We start from the raw sequence: 12,928 nt of genomic DNA, 5'->3' as shown, positions 1-12,928 counted from the left end.
GTGACATTCCGTAGCGCCCTTGCCCGATTGAAAAAGGACCTAGAGGCGGGAGCGGGGGCGTCGGCTGGTCGTTTTGACAGCCCACCAGAGGAGTGCCGGGATGATGAGGAAATTGCCTAGAACGACAATCATCATCACGCCGAGACTATGCGTCAGAATGATCGGGATGAGCGAAAAAATCGGGAAGAAGAGGAGAAGCAGCATGACAGCCCGACCCTTGGTGCTTTCGGGCAGCCACATGATGAATCGTTCAATCGGAAACCAGTCGCGCAAAGCCGTCATCCCGGAGCATAAAACCGCTTGTCACTCATCCCAAACGCCTGTCTGGCTTGAGACAGGCGATTTACAGGCATGAAGCCCGTATTTTAGAGAAGCTAAAAATGTCATAAGAGTTTTACATGTAAATGTCCATGATCTCACCCGCCATGACCCCCAAGGCGGCGTCGAGGTGGATCGGTAATGCGCAAGCCTGAACCTGTACCGAGACCCGTTGAGACGTTGACGGTGATGTGATTTCCATCATCGTGGATGCATAATGCCGCGATTTGAGGCGTTAGGGTATGAGGTGCTCAGGGCCCTGACCCTGCGTGGGCTTGAACTCCTCTGCCGGATTACCCATAGTCGAGGCATTGATTTTCTTTTGGAAGTAACTTTTGGAGACGCCGTTATGAGTGCCCATACCCGATCTGTTGACGATAAAAAATTTGAGGCTGACGTGTTAAAGGCGGAAGGGCCGGTCCTCGTGGATTTTTGGGCCGAATGGTGCGGGCCATGCAAAATGATTGCCCCGGCTCTCGAAGAGATCGCTTCGGAATATGGCGGGAAACTGACCGTCGCCAAGCTTAATATCGATGATAATCCGGAAGCTCCGACACGTTTCGGCGTGCGCAGCATCCCGACTTTAATCCTCTTCAATAAAGGTGAAGTCGTCGGTCAGAAGACCGGTGCGCTCCCGAAGAGCCAGCTTAAAGCCTGGGTTGAATCCCTTCTCTGAACCGGCTTCCAGGATAAAATCAGGGCGGGCGCGGGGCACCCGATGTCGCCGGGCCGTCCAGCCGGGTCACGCGCGCATCGTGGCCTGCTGGATGGCGGCGTGACCGCTCCATGTTGTTAAATTGATCCGTTCGGCCCGGACGGCATCACGAAATGCAGGTGCGAGTAGGGCATCAAGCTCTGCCGCGTGCTGGTAGTCCGGCATGGTTGAAGAAATCAGCGTGTTTTTGCCCGTCGCGGGATGAAAGTAAATCTCGGAAAGTCCCGGCGGGAGATGTGGCATCAAGGCCGCCACGCGCGATGGCGTCATGGCGCCGCTCCAGGCGAGCCCGAAGCACCAGTCATTCGTCGTCATACCTGCGCGGCGGATCTGCCAGCGCAGAACGCGACACCATTGACGCATGGCCTTCGCGCCGAACCCATCCTGATGCGGGGTAACAGCGCCAATGGGGGAAGCGGGTTCAATCGGTAAGCGAATGTGGCGCAGCCCGTATTCCGCCCCGATCCGAATCATCAATCGGCCGATTGTGGGGTGGAGGTGCATATGTTTATGCGCATTAGCATGGTCCAGCCTCAAGCCGGACGCTGTGAAAGCCCGGAACTGGGCGCGGATTTCCCGACGTAGCTCCCGCCTTGCCGCGGGGTGGAAAAAATAGCGCACACCGAGGGCTGCCTGCCGACCGTGAAATCTGGCACGCCCATCCCCCATCTCTTCCGCAATGTGGGAGACGTCCCGATAGGGGCTCATCGCATCACCTTCAACAAGGACGCAATGCAACCCGACCTGCAAGTCAGGCAGGCGGCGTGCCCGCTTGATGGCGTCAGACGCGGCAGGCCCCGCGACCATCAGGCTGGCGGTTGAAAGCAGGCCCTCCCGATGGGCGCGTTCAACCGCTTCATTGACCTCCTCGCTCAGCCCGAAATCATCAGCCGAGACAATGAGCTTCCGCATAAAGCGTTATGCCGCCCGATTACGGTCCCGCAGAAACTGGAAGAATTCCAGACCCTCCCGCAGGCGACGCTTCATCATTTGCGGGCTACGCACCATTTCATTAACGATGGAGGCGATTTTCGGCGCGCGGAAATAGAACTTCCGATAAAATTCCTCAACAGAGTTAAAAATCTCTGTGTGTGAAAGATGCGGATATTCCAGCGGTGCGATCTGCACGCCGTTTTCATCGATAAGCTCAGCCTCGGACTCATTGAACCAGCCATTTTCCGTCGCCTGCTTGTGCAGGAATGTCCCCGGATAGGGCGCGGCGAGGGAGACTTGCAAAGTGTGCGGATTAATGTCCTTGGCGAAGTTGATGGTCTCGCGAATAGTCTCTTTTGTTTCACCCGGCAGGCCGACAATGAAGGTGCCATGCACTTTGATGCCCAGCTTATGGCAATTTTTCGTGAATTCACGGGCGGTTTCGACGCGCATACCCTTCTTGATGTTATGCAGGATCTGCTGATTGCCACTCTCATACCCGACGAGGAGAAGGCGTAAACCGTTTTCCTTCATGACCTTCAACGTCTCGTAAGGGACATTGGCCTTGGCATTGCATGACCATGTGACGCCGAGTTTGCCCATTTCCCGCGCGATGGCTTCCGCCCGCGGCAGGTCGTCCGTAAACGTGTCGTCATCGAACATGAATTCCCGCACTTGCGGAAAATATTGCTTGGCCAGGCGAATCTCCGCCGCCACATGCGCCGGGCTGCGCGTGCGGTAACGATGCCCACCGACTGTTTGCGGCCAGAGGCAGAAGGTGCAGCGCGATTTGCAGCCGCGCCCTGTATAAATCGAGATGTAAGGGTGCATGAGGTAACCGATGAAGTAATCCTCAATGCGCAGGTCACGCTTATAGACTTCCGTCACGAAGGGCAGGCTGTCCATGTCCTCAATCATGGCGCGATCACGATTTGCGGTGATGACACCGTTTTTGTCGCGCCAGGTGATGCCATCCACATCCTTGAAATCACGCCCCTCGGCGATTTCCTTGATCGTGAAATCAAATTCGTTGCGCGCTACGAAGTCAATCGGCGTGCCCTTGGCCATGCTCTCATCCGGCTGGACAGCGACTTTCGCCCCGACCATGCCGATCTTGAGGTTGGGATTGACATCCTTGAGCATCTGCGCAACCCGCACGTCCGATGCGAAAGACGGGGTCGAGGTGTGCATCACGACGAGATCGCGGTTTTTCACATCCTTAAGAATAGGCTCGATACCCATGCGTGCGGGCGGCGCATCGATGAGGCGCGAATTTTCAACCATCGCCGCGGGTTGCGCCAGCCATGTCGGGAACCAGAAGGACCGAATCTCCCTTTTCGCCTGGTAGCGGGAGCCAGCACCTCCGTCAAACCCGTCAAATGATGGTGGTTGAAGAAAAAGCGTGCGCATCATGGGACAGCCAACCTCTCGAAGTCACAAAGTTGCGGTGGAGTTTTAAGCGGACCCGCCAGAAAACCGTCTAGAACCGTTCATCTAAGCATGCAGGGCGTCCGAGACAAGTCTCTTCACCCACGATCAGCCTTTCGGCCGCGCTGATGTTGCACGAACATGACGGCGTATATGCAGGTGCTTCCCGCGCCAGGCCACGCGTCTGCCGCGGAGGCTACATAGCATGATCAGCGCCGAAAACCAGTCCCGTAAGGGTAAGGTGGCGCACAGATATATGTCAGGCCGGCCCAGGGCGCGGTTGATAGCATGGGCAGCCAGCGCCCGGACCAGCCAGGTTGCAAGGAGGAACAAAACGGCACCCCATGCCAGGCCGCTCGTCACGACACACAACATCGCCCAGAAAAGGGAAAGCTGTGTTGAAGAGAGGGCATAACCTAAAGGTTCGAGGTTTTTAATGGTCCGGCCCCAACGCAATTCATGATGGAAAAGCGCGGCCCAATCCGCCTCAGCAACGGTCGTTTCCGTCAGACGGGGGGCAAGGGCGACATGCAGGCCCGCATCCTGCACCTTATGGCCCAGCACGGCGTCATCAGCGACATGCCGGACAAGCGCCTCAAGTCCGCCGACCTGCGCCAACGTCTCCCGATGCAAGGCCATTGTCGCCCCCAGGCAATCCTCCCGCCCCAATTGGCGCGATAGCAGGACGCCGGGCATGAAGAACTGGTTGATCTGCGCCGCACCGAAACGGCGTACGTAAGTTGGTGAAGCGGGCAGACCGGCATAAAGCGTGGTGACGAGGCCGGTGCCTTTGACCTGAAGAAGCTGCACGAGGGCGCGGAGATAATCGCGGCCCGCGTGAATGTCCGAGTCGGCCATGACAATGATATCGTGACGCGCGGCCGGATACATATTGATCAAATTACTGACCTTGTGATTGACCCCATGGGCGGCGGGGTTGATCACGAGGTCGATCTCAATGGCGGGAAACCGCGCCTGAAGCCTGTGCACAATGGAAATGGCGCTGTCATCATGCCCGTGCACGCCAAATACAATCTGGTAACGCGGATAATCCTGCATGCAGAATGACGTCAGAGCCGTTTCCAACATGGGTTCATCACCATGTAACGGCTTGAGAATCGTCACCCCGGGTAGATCCGCCGTTGGGATTTCGGCCCCCGTCAGATCCCGGCTTCCGATGATGAAGCGGCGCGTCAAGGCGGCACCCATCGTGGCTTGAAGCGTGCCAACGCCCGATATGGCCGCACACGCCCAGGCGAGGCTTTGCAATATCATGACCATTGACGTTGCGCCCTGCGCTCACGCAGCCTGGCGTTATGATCGGAAGGGGACATCATTGAAAAATCGTGAAATAACAGCTCAGTTTCCGAGAAAAGTCTCAGTCTTGCGGTCAAGAAGAGTCTTCAACCCTTCTGCGCCGCCACTTGCCAGACCTGCTGAAAAATCTGCCCTTTGTGCCGCAACCTGGCTGATATGTCCGTTGAGAAGCACGTCTGTGATGCGATAACCATGGGGAAGATGCTGCACGACATAATCGATTTCCGTACTGTTATCAGGTCCGGCAATCGTTGAACGGATGATCTCACCATTTCCGTAAGACGTCGCCGTACTTTGTGGCTTGATGACAAAACTTGTTTTTTTACCCTTACCGAAACTGGACACGTAGCGCGCGACGGTGAAACGTCGGAATGAGTCGAGAAGACGTTGCTGGTCCTGCGCATTGAGATTGGCGAAGCGCATCCCGACGGAATTCCGCAGAATTGTAGGCAGATCAAAAGCCGCATCGATAACGGGTGTCATGGTTTTGACACGCTGCGCGGCGCTAGAGTCCGCATTGGCCTCCAGCTTGCGCAGGCCCGCATATAGGGCTTCAACAGGTTGGGCGGCCGCGTTGGGCGCGGCAAGTTCCGCGCGGGTCGGTGTTTGCGCCACGGCGCTATTCAGGCCCGATGATACCGTCATGACGGCAGCGGCGCTCAGGAGGATATGACGGACCCACGCGCGCGCCGACGCGCTGGAACGCACGTCTTCACCGCTTGCCGTGCTCAGCTTTCGCACCGTCCCCTGTCGGATAAGGGAAGACGGGAAAAGCGCATATTTCAGCATGTCGTGTCCTCTACTTAGCACGCCATCGGCCCAAATTCTCACCTGTGGCGCGGACTGGCCAAAAATTGTTACAGGTCGCCCCAGCCAATATGGCGGGCCCTGTCCCTGATCGCGCATGCGTAACGCGTCAGGGTCGAAACTGCAATCAATCATTATCAAACTCAGGCGTAACATGAGAAAGCAGAAACCGCTTTACAATCCCGGCCATCATGTCGAGACTATCGCCATCAGGATCGCGACATGCGACTGTTACCCTAAAACCACAATCGCAACCGACCGAAAAAGGGGACGTTGAGGGACGGGTGGACCACGTTATATAGTGCAGGGTTAAATGCCAGCAGCAATGGCCTGCCATCCCGGCGGGACAGGACCCGGCGTCAAAGTGACGGCACATGTTGCAGGCGAGACATTATTTAAGAGCACCGGGGCGACGCGGCGAACCCTGACAGCGGAGATGCAGAGTCGCGGTGCAGGAGTAGAAAGTTTCATGGCCGTTCCGATAATGCAAGCTGTCCGAGTCGGGCATTACGTTGTGAAGCAGCATTTGCTGGGGCGTAAGCGCTACCCGCTCGTTTTGATGCTGGAACCGCTATTTCGGTGCAATCTGGCCTGTGCGGGGTGCGGCAAGATCGACTACCCGGCGCAAATCCTGAATCAGCGCATGAGCGTGCAGGAATGTCTTGATGCTGATGCAGAGGCCGATGCACCCGTCATCGCGATTGCGGGCGGTGAGCCCCTTCTGCATAAGGAAATGCCGCAGATCGTCAAAGGGCTGATTGGCCGTAAAAAATACGTCTATCTTTGCACCAATGCGCTCCTGCTTGAAAAAAAGCTCGACGATTATACCCCATCGCCTTTCTTTTCCTTCGATGTGCATCTTGATGGCGACGCCAACATGCATGATGCCTCCGTTTGTCAGGACGGCGTCTATGAGCGCGCCGTCGCCGCCATTCTCAACGCGAAGGCACGTGGTTTCCGCGTCTCGATCAATTGCACCTTGTTTGATGGCGCAGACCCGAAGCGCGTGGCCAGCTTCTTTGATGAAGTCATGGCCATGGGCGTGGACGGTATTATGACGGCCCCCGGTTACGCTTATGAGCGTGCGCCTGATCAGGAGCATTTCCTGAACCGGCAGAAAACCAAACAGCTTTTCAGGGATATCTTCCGGCTCGGTAAGGGCAAGAAATGGCGTTTTACGCAGTCGCCTCTCTTCCTGAACTTCCTGGCCGGTAATGAGACGTATCATTGCACGCCCTGGGGCAAGCCCCTGCGGACAGTGTTCGGTTGGCAGCGCCCCTGCTATCTGCTGGGTGAAGGCTATGCCAAAACCTACCAGGAACTGATGGATGACACAGCCTGGGAAAAATATGGCACGGGCGCCTATGAGAAATGCGCTGACTGCATGGTGCATTCCGGTTACGAGTCGACCGCCGTCATGGATGCGGTGCGTCGCCCCTGGCATATTATGAAGGTCGCGCTTTTCGGCCCTGAAACCGAGAAGCCTATGGCGCCTGAGATCTCTCTCGAAAACCAGCGTCCGGCTGAATATCGTTATGAGGAACAGGTCCACGCCCAGATTCAAAATATCGAGGCGCAGAAACCGGCGCGCGCACCGCGCGTGCGCTTCCATCGTGCTGAGACAGCGCCGGCTGAAGAAAAATCAGCGGCAACCGCCTGAAAGCAACGCGGAATCGCGTGATGCAGCCGATGGGATTTGTCATAAGCGGTCAGGGCCTGAATGGATGCGGATCATCCTTATCCATTCGGGGTGGCCCGCATCAGGGTGGCGGGCGGCCTGATCCGACCTCGGTAAAGCTGGTTGATCGCGGTGGCTGGGCGGATGATGGCCGCATGCGTCATTGGGGGCATTGCCTGTCATCATGACGGCGCCGATAATGATCGTCTGCCTTCTTATCCTCATCAATGCGATTTTCGCGATGGGGGAAATGGCGCTCGTCTCCTCCAAACGGCTGCGCCTCGCTGAAATGGCGAAGGCCAAAGTGCGCGGTGCAGCCCGCGCCCTGCAACTGGCGGATGACCCGCAATCTTTTCTGCCGACCGTTCAGGTGGGCATGACGGTGGTCTCTATTCTTGAAGGTGCTTTCGGCGGGAGTGAGATCGAGCACCATCTCGCCCGGGAAATCGCGCGTGTCGAGAGCCTGAAAAATTACGCCAACGATATCTCGATTTTCATTGTCGTGCTCATCATCACGTTGGGGATGCTGATTTTCGGAGAGCTTGTCCCCAAGCAACTCGCACTTTACCACCCTGAGCGCTACGCCGCACGCCTCTCCACCATCCTGTCCGTGACATCGGCCATTATGCGGCCCATCGTCAAGACATTGAGCGCTGCATCATCACTCATCATTCGTCTGCTCGGCGCGCGCGGGGCGGAACGCGCCTCCCTGACAGAGGAGGAATTGCGTGCCGTCCTCGTTGAAGGTGCGCGCGCCGGCGTGCTGGAGGCGGAAGAGCGCGTCATGATTGAACGGCTTCTCCGCCTTGCGGATCGGCCTGTCCGCGCCATCATGACACCGCGAAATGAGTTATTCTGGGTGGATCGCCACTCAAGCCGGGAGGCGTTAATCGTCAAACTGCGTGACTCGAAATTTACGCGTATTGTCGTTTGCGAAGGCGATGTTGACCATCCCGTTGGCATCGTTTTGGCAAAAGATCTGATGGATCGCCTGCTTCAGGGCTTGCCTCTTTCCATCGAAGCGGCGCTGAAAACGCCGGTTGTTGTTCCGGACAGTCTGAGTGCGCAGGATATGATCGAACTCATGCGCCAGAACAGCTCAGGGATTGCTTTTGTCCTTGATGAATATGGCTCGTTTGAAGGTGTCGTGACGCCGTCCGACATTTTTGAGGCCATTGTTGGTGATGAGCATCTGGAACAGAATAAGACGAAAAATGAGAAATCCGCCCTCTCCGGGGAATATGTGCTGGATGGCTTCATGCCGGCAGATGAGGTGCGGTCGCTTCTTGATCTGCCTGAACTCCCCGCTCAGGGAAGCTATCACACGCTGGGGGGGTTAATCCTGACTCTTTTGCGGCGGGTACCGTCGCAGGGTGATAAAATCATTTTCGGGCGATGGATGTTTGAAGTCACAAAAATGGATAAGAGGCGCGTTATCGAAGCCCGCGCGAGCCGTCAGGTACTCGCCGAAAATTGAGTTGATAAGACGTTCCGCCATGGGTGCGGCGAGATCGGGGTGTTGTGACGTTTCGCGCCCCGTTTTACCCCTCTCCCTCGGTACCCGTATCCCTTGTCTTGATGTGATGCGCGACGGAAGGTGTCACGTTTGACCGTGACACCCTCAAACCTTTCTCCAACAATTATCTCTTATGAGTAGGCGGCAAAGGCTGAAAACGGTGCCAGTCCCTTAAAGTGATCGTGTAAAGCGTCACCGTGCTTTCCTTCGCATTCCCGTCCTCAATGATGTAGTCATTACCGTCATACCAATAGGCCAATTCCTGTGAAACATCGGGCGGCATAACGCCACTCAGATCGCCGCCTTCATAGAGGCGATGCGCTTTTATCCCGTCGACACGCCCGGCCAGATCATTGATCACCAGATGCACGCCGCCGGCGCTTTGCGCGTAATCGCGGGTCCGGATGGGATAGGGTGATGAGGATGGCAAAGTCGGTGCCCAGGCCTGCTGGGGCACCTCGTTGTTGTTATGAAGGGTGGTTGGATCCTGGCCGCCGAACCAATGCTCCCGTGACCAATCATCGGTGATCTCCGCGAGGCTTCGACCCGTATCGACGTAATGCTGATTGTAATAAATATTGCCGACCGGGGGCGTATACATTTGCGGCAGCGACTTGTCGATGCGGTAATTTGCGACGAGGATGTTGATTTTGCCGCTGGACGACCCTGCGAGAATGCTGACACCTGTGCGTCCCGCATCTGACGTTGAGAGAAGCTGCGGCGTATCAAACATTTCATTATATAATTTGAAAGTCTGCGCGACATAGGAGCAGAATGCTTTCGCGTTCGGGATCGCAGGGTTGAATGCATCGTTAAACAGCCCGAATGCACCACCGTCACCGCGATAATAATGGGCATGGTCGACCCGGCACTTATTCATGCCGATCAACGTGGAGGCGACGAAAGCGGCGTTCTGCGCGCTCTGCACTTTGCTGTACATCAGGTAGGATGCGTAAGGGCTGACATTCCACTCTGAGCAGATACTTTCCACTTCGCTGTAGCCGTAAGCATCAAGTGCAGCGGCGACACCGTCAGCCGCGTCCAGAATATTTTGCGGATCGGCTGTCTCGCTCGGGTAAAAGTGCCAGGAGAGAAAATCGATCGGGACATTCTTTGCGCGGCAATAAGCGAGGAGCCCGTCAAGGAAGGCGCCCCCTATATTCAGCCCGAACGCGGCCCCCGCGCCCCCGATTTTGACATCGGCGTCAATGGATCTGATCTTCCGTGCGACCGTGGCGTAAAATTCGTAGTAGCGTGACACATCGTCCGTGTTCCAGAAGAAAGGAAGATCCGGCTCATTCCAGATTTCCCAGTATTTGACCTTGCGCGGAAGGCCCGATTTTGAAAGATCGCTGGAATAACGTTTGACAAGTTCACCGACGAGTTCGGCATAGATTTTGAAATTGGATGGTAATTCCCACCCACCATCATTTGAGCGCCCGATGCGGAACATGATTTCGCCGCCTGAGGCGCTGCTCGCCGCGGTATCAATGTTATCGATCGTCTGCTTCAGGTAATAATCGGTGGGTGCGTAATTTGCATCTTTCTTCGCGAGACTGCTGCTGAACTTCTTCATGCCTTTCACAGCATTCGGAAAAATAACGCGCGCATTATTGAAATCGGCAATAAAATTTCTTGCGCGGTCCTGCTGATCCTGCGGTACGTTGGGAAGGAGCTGGTTCGTATTCGCCGCGCGATTGGCGTCGAAATAGGGTTCAATGTCACAGACGCCATAAATATCGTGCATCCGAATGTGAATGAGGCCCAATTGTCTGAATTGATCCTGGAGATCGGGAAAACCCGGCATGAAGGAAATGGGCGAACCATTCACGCCATTGACCTGCCTGACCTCCGCGGACCTATTGCCGCTCGAAAGGGGTGTTTTAGGGTCAATCTGAATTCTGAACATGATGGGAATCCTCTTATTTTTCTTTTTCTGTCACGCTTTTGACAATGTTCGAGATGGTCCGACCCGCGAAGATAATTGGCGGTTGGGCCATTGAGTCTAAATGGGTACTCGAGTAATATTTACCAAATGATCGAGTAATGCGTTACCGTGTACGGAACGGCTAATGGATCGTAAATCGTGATGTTATTGCCATTATATTGTGCATTCACGCCCCCATTATTTACCGGGGGGAGCACCGCGCCGAGATCACCGCCTTGAACGATGCGACGGACCTCAAGCCTGGGCGTAAAGGTCGGCAGGCCACTGACATTCAGGACGATACCATCATTGACGGCCATGACGGCGGGGGCCGGGGCCGGGGCCGTATCCAAAGGGGGCTTTGAGGCTACCGGATCCGCGCCATCCTCATCGGTTTCCGGCGCGTCCTGATGTGCGTCGTGCGATGGCGGATGGTATTGCGTCTGGCGCAGGAGGCTGGGTTTGGACCCGCCGAACCAGTGTTCAATGCTCCAATCATCATCAATGGCGAAGAGGAGGCGGCCTGAATCCACGTAATGTTGCTGATTAAGGCCGCCGCTCGGCGTTTTTGCGCCTGCTGCCAGCCGCAAATCGGGCGTGAAATTCGAGACGAGCACGTTGACGGCATTTGTGCCGCGTCCCGCCAGAACATAGATGTCGTTGCCGGAGAGTTCAGGGGTTGCCAGAAGTTGCGGCGTGCCGAACATTTGCTTGTAAAGCCCGAAAGCCTGCGCTGCATAAGTGCAGAAAGCCTTGCTGGAGGGATCTCTCGGATTGGGGGCGTCATTGAAAAGGCCAAGGAAACCTGCATCGCCCCGGTAATAATAGGCTTTATCAACGGCAGATTTGTTCATCGTGATAAAGCTTGCGGTTATATAGGCCGCATTTTCGGCGGATTGGACCGCTGACGCGGTAACGGCTGAGGAGAGGGGCGTGATGTTCCATTCCGTGCAGATACTCTCCGCGGATGTGAAGCCAGCGCGATCCAGATTTTGTCTTTGAAGGGCGGCGCACGTCGCGAAGCGACGGGGGTCCGACGAGTTCTGGGCGTAATAATGCCAGGACAGGAAATCGAGCGGCACGCCATTATTTCGGCAATAATTGACCAGGCCGCGCGTATAGGGACCGGAACCATCATCGCCATTGGCAACGCCACTCCCACCTACTTTGGCAGAAGGGTCAATCGATTTGATTTTGCGCGCAATTTTTTCATACATGGAGTAAAATTGCGCTGGCGTTCCGGTCCAGAACAGGCCGAGATCGGGCTCATTCCAGATTTCCCAATACAGGACCTTTCGCGGGATGCCGGACATGGAAATATTCGCCGAATAACGTTCCACGGCCTGACCTACCAGATCAGCATAAATATCGAAATTCGCGGGGACCGAGCTGTCGCCTCCGTTTGAGCGTCCGATGCGAAACATCACATTGCGCTCAATATGTCCGGGATTGAGACTCTCGATATTCTCCATTGTCTTGCGAATGTAGTAATCGGTTGGCGCCCAATTGGGCGTCGAACTTGCCAGAGACTGACTGAATACGCGCATTCCCGCATTTGCATGCGGGAATATGGCGCGATCCTTCGTGATGGCAGCAACGAAAGCTGCCGCGCGCACTTTTTGTAGCGTCGGAACGGCAATCATGAGCTGGGAATTTAATTGCAGCGGGAAGACGACGTCTTCAATGTCGCCAGGCCCGAAAATATCATGGAAACGCACATGGCTGATGCCGATCTGATTAAACTGGTCCTGTAAGTCTGGATATCCCGGCATGAACGAGATCGGCGCGCCATTAACGCCGTTAATGTCTTTGACTTGACCGTTTTTACCTTGACCAAACGCAGGTTGATTTGCGTTAATACTGATCTGCTGCATGATGTACTCTTTTTCTTATTATCTCAATTGTAACCGATGTATTCGTCGTCCTCAACAATTGATTTTCGTATTTTCAGAAGGTTAGAGGGCAATCAGAGTCTATTAAGGTTTCTCCCGAAACGCACTGCACAATGCTGAGAGACTTAGGACGGCCCGTCATTGTCGATAAAGGCGTGGGATCAGATCGGTAAAAATGCCGTTATCGACATCATTCTCTGGATGACATTTCTGTTCTTTTCACGAGTTTCACGGTGGTGCGCCGTCCCGTAAGAAGGCGCACCGGGCTAAATCCAGAGAGTTCCGACCGGTCAGACATCCGGCAGGGCTGGCCAACCTTACGATCACCGCAGAAATGACCCGCTTATTTCTGTTGTGGCGGTTTGCCGTTCTTCAAGGTCGTTTCGATGGAGACGCC

At 55.5% G+C, this 12,928-nt stretch carries 15 protein-coding genes; 6 read left to right on the top strand and 9 right to left on the bottom strand.

Going from position 1 to position 12,928, the window contains the following annotated elements; all coding sequences use genetic code 11:
- Positions 1-39 precede the first annotated feature (39 nt).
- Positions 40-204: a hypothetical protein gene (locus CGLAMM_RS03500; protein WP_394819291.1), complete on the bottom strand. Its 165-nt coding sequence runs from the start codon at positions 202-204 to the stop codon at positions 40-42.
- On the opposite strand from CGLAMM_RS03500, the gene CGLAMM_RS03495 reads away from it, so the two are divergent.
- On the top strand, positions 203-355 hold the full coding sequence (locus CGLAMM_RS03495; protein WP_394819292.1) for a hypothetical protein: 153 nt from the start codon (positions 203-205) through the stop codon (positions 353-355). The two genes, CGLAMM_RS03500 and CGLAMM_RS03495, sit on opposite strands and share 2 nt — an antisense overlap.
- 39 nt (positions 356-394) lie before the next feature.
- Here the strand turns inward: CGLAMM_RS03495 and CGLAMM_RS03490 are convergent, their stop codons facing one another.
- Positions 395-523 (bottom strand): hypothetical protein, encoded by a 129-nt coding sequence (locus CGLAMM_RS03490; RefSeq protein WP_418115345.1) that lies wholly within the window; start codon positions 521-523, stop codon positions 395-397.
- A gap of 144 nt (positions 524-667) precedes the next feature.
- Between CGLAMM_RS03490 and trxA the strand changes: the two genes are divergently transcribed.
- On the top strand, positions 668-994 hold the full coding sequence (trxA, locus tag CGLAMM_RS03485; protein WP_394819722.1) for a thioredoxin TrxA: 327 nt from the start codon (positions 668-670) through the stop codon (positions 992-994).
- 66 nt (positions 995-1,060) lie between these two features.
- Here trxA and hpnK read toward each other — a convergent pair whose 3' ends face one another.
- From hpnK to CGLAMM_RS03465, 4 genes are all read right to left on the bottom strand, one after another.
- Positions 1,061-1,945 carry a hopanoid biosynthesis-associated protein HpnK gene (gene hpnK, locus CGLAMM_RS03480; protein ID WP_394819293.1) on the bottom strand — a complete coding sequence of 295 codons (885 nt, stop codon included), beginning with the start codon at positions 1,943-1,945 and terminating at the stop codon, positions 1,061-1,063.
- A 6-nt stretch (positions 1,946-1,951) separates the two neighbouring features.
- A complete protein-coding gene (gene hpnJ / locus CGLAMM_RS03475; protein WP_394819294.1) occupies positions 1,952-3,379 on the bottom strand; it encodes a hopanoid biosynthesis associated radical SAM protein HpnJ in 1,428 nt (475 codons plus the stop codon).
- 123 nt (positions 3,380-3,502) lie between these two features.
- Positions 3,503-4,675 (bottom strand): bacteriohopanetetrol glucosamine biosynthesis glycosyltransferase HpnI, encoded by a 1,173-nt coding sequence (hpnI, locus tag CGLAMM_RS03470; protein WP_394819295.1) that lies wholly within the window; start codon positions 4,673-4,675, stop codon positions 3,503-3,505.
- A gap of 78 nt (positions 4,676-4,753) precedes the next feature.
- The gene (locus tag CGLAMM_RS03465) at positions 4,754-5,653 is read right to left on the bottom strand and encodes an ABC transporter substrate-binding protein (RefSeq protein WP_418115344.1); all 900 of its coding nucleotides are present in this window, start codon (positions 5,651-5,653) and stop codon (positions 4,754-4,756) included.
- A gap of 19 nt (positions 5,654-5,672) precedes the next feature.
- On the opposite strand from CGLAMM_RS03465, the gene CGLAMM_RS03460 reads away from it, so the two are divergent.
- The gene (locus tag CGLAMM_RS03460; RefSeq protein WP_418115343.1) at positions 5,673-5,795 is read left to right on the top strand and encodes a hypothetical protein; all 123 of its coding nucleotides are present in this window, start codon (positions 5,673-5,675) and stop codon (positions 5,793-5,795) included.
- Positions 5,796-5,827: 32 nt separating this feature from the next.
- Here the strand turns inward: CGLAMM_RS03460 and CGLAMM_RS03455 are convergent, their stop codons facing one another.
- The gene (locus CGLAMM_RS03455) at positions 5,828-5,989 is read right to left on the bottom strand and encodes a hypothetical protein (protein WP_418115342.1); all 162 of its coding nucleotides are present in this window, start codon (positions 5,987-5,989) and stop codon (positions 5,828-5,830) included.
- Between CGLAMM_RS03455 and hpnH the strand changes: the two genes are divergently transcribed.
- The 3 genes from hpnH to CGLAMM_RS03440 are packed head-to-tail and all read left to right on the top strand — an operon-like array spanning position 5,988 to position 8,673.
- Complete coding sequence (gene hpnH, locus CGLAMM_RS03450; protein ID WP_394819297.1) at positions 5,988-7,178, top strand: adenosyl-hopene transferase HpnH; 1,191 nt, start codon at positions 5,988-5,990, stop codon at positions 7,176-7,178. The two genes, CGLAMM_RS03455 and hpnH, sit on opposite strands and share 2 nt — an antisense overlap.
- 17 nt (positions 7,179-7,195) lie before the next feature.
- On the top strand, positions 7,196-7,384 hold the full coding sequence (locus CGLAMM_RS03445) for a hypothetical protein (RefSeq protein WP_418115341.1): 189 nt from the start codon (positions 7,196-7,198) through the stop codon (positions 7,382-7,384).
- Positions 7,381-8,673 (top strand): hemolysin family protein, encoded by a 1,293-nt coding sequence (locus CGLAMM_RS03440; protein WP_394819299.1) that lies wholly within the window; start codon positions 7,381-7,383, stop codon positions 8,671-8,673. The genes CGLAMM_RS03445 and CGLAMM_RS03440 overlap by 4 nt, the downstream gene beginning before the upstream one ends.
- 163 nt (positions 8,674-8,836) lie before the next feature.
- Here CGLAMM_RS03440 and CGLAMM_RS03435 read toward each other — a convergent pair whose 3' ends face one another.
- Positions 8,837-10,621: a GH39 family glycosyl hydrolase gene (locus tag CGLAMM_RS03435; RefSeq protein WP_394819300.1), complete on the bottom strand. Its 1,785-nt coding sequence runs from the start codon at positions 10,619-10,621 to the stop codon at positions 8,837-8,839.
- A gap of 119 nt (positions 10,622-10,740) precedes the next feature.
- On the bottom strand, positions 10,741-12,513 hold the full coding sequence (locus CGLAMM_RS03430) for a GH39 family glycosyl hydrolase (protein ID WP_394819301.1): 1,773 nt from the start codon (positions 12,511-12,513) through the stop codon (positions 10,741-10,743).
- Positions 12,514-12,928: the final 415 nt, after the last annotated feature.

Origin of the sequence: Sorlinia euscelidii, from assembly GCF_036452135.1 — a bacterium.
Classification (GTDB): Bacteria; Pseudomonadota; Alphaproteobacteria; order Acetobacterales; family Acetobacteraceae; genus Sorlinia; species Sorlinia euscelidii.
This window is presented reverse-complemented; position numbering and strand designations above follow the sequence as displayed.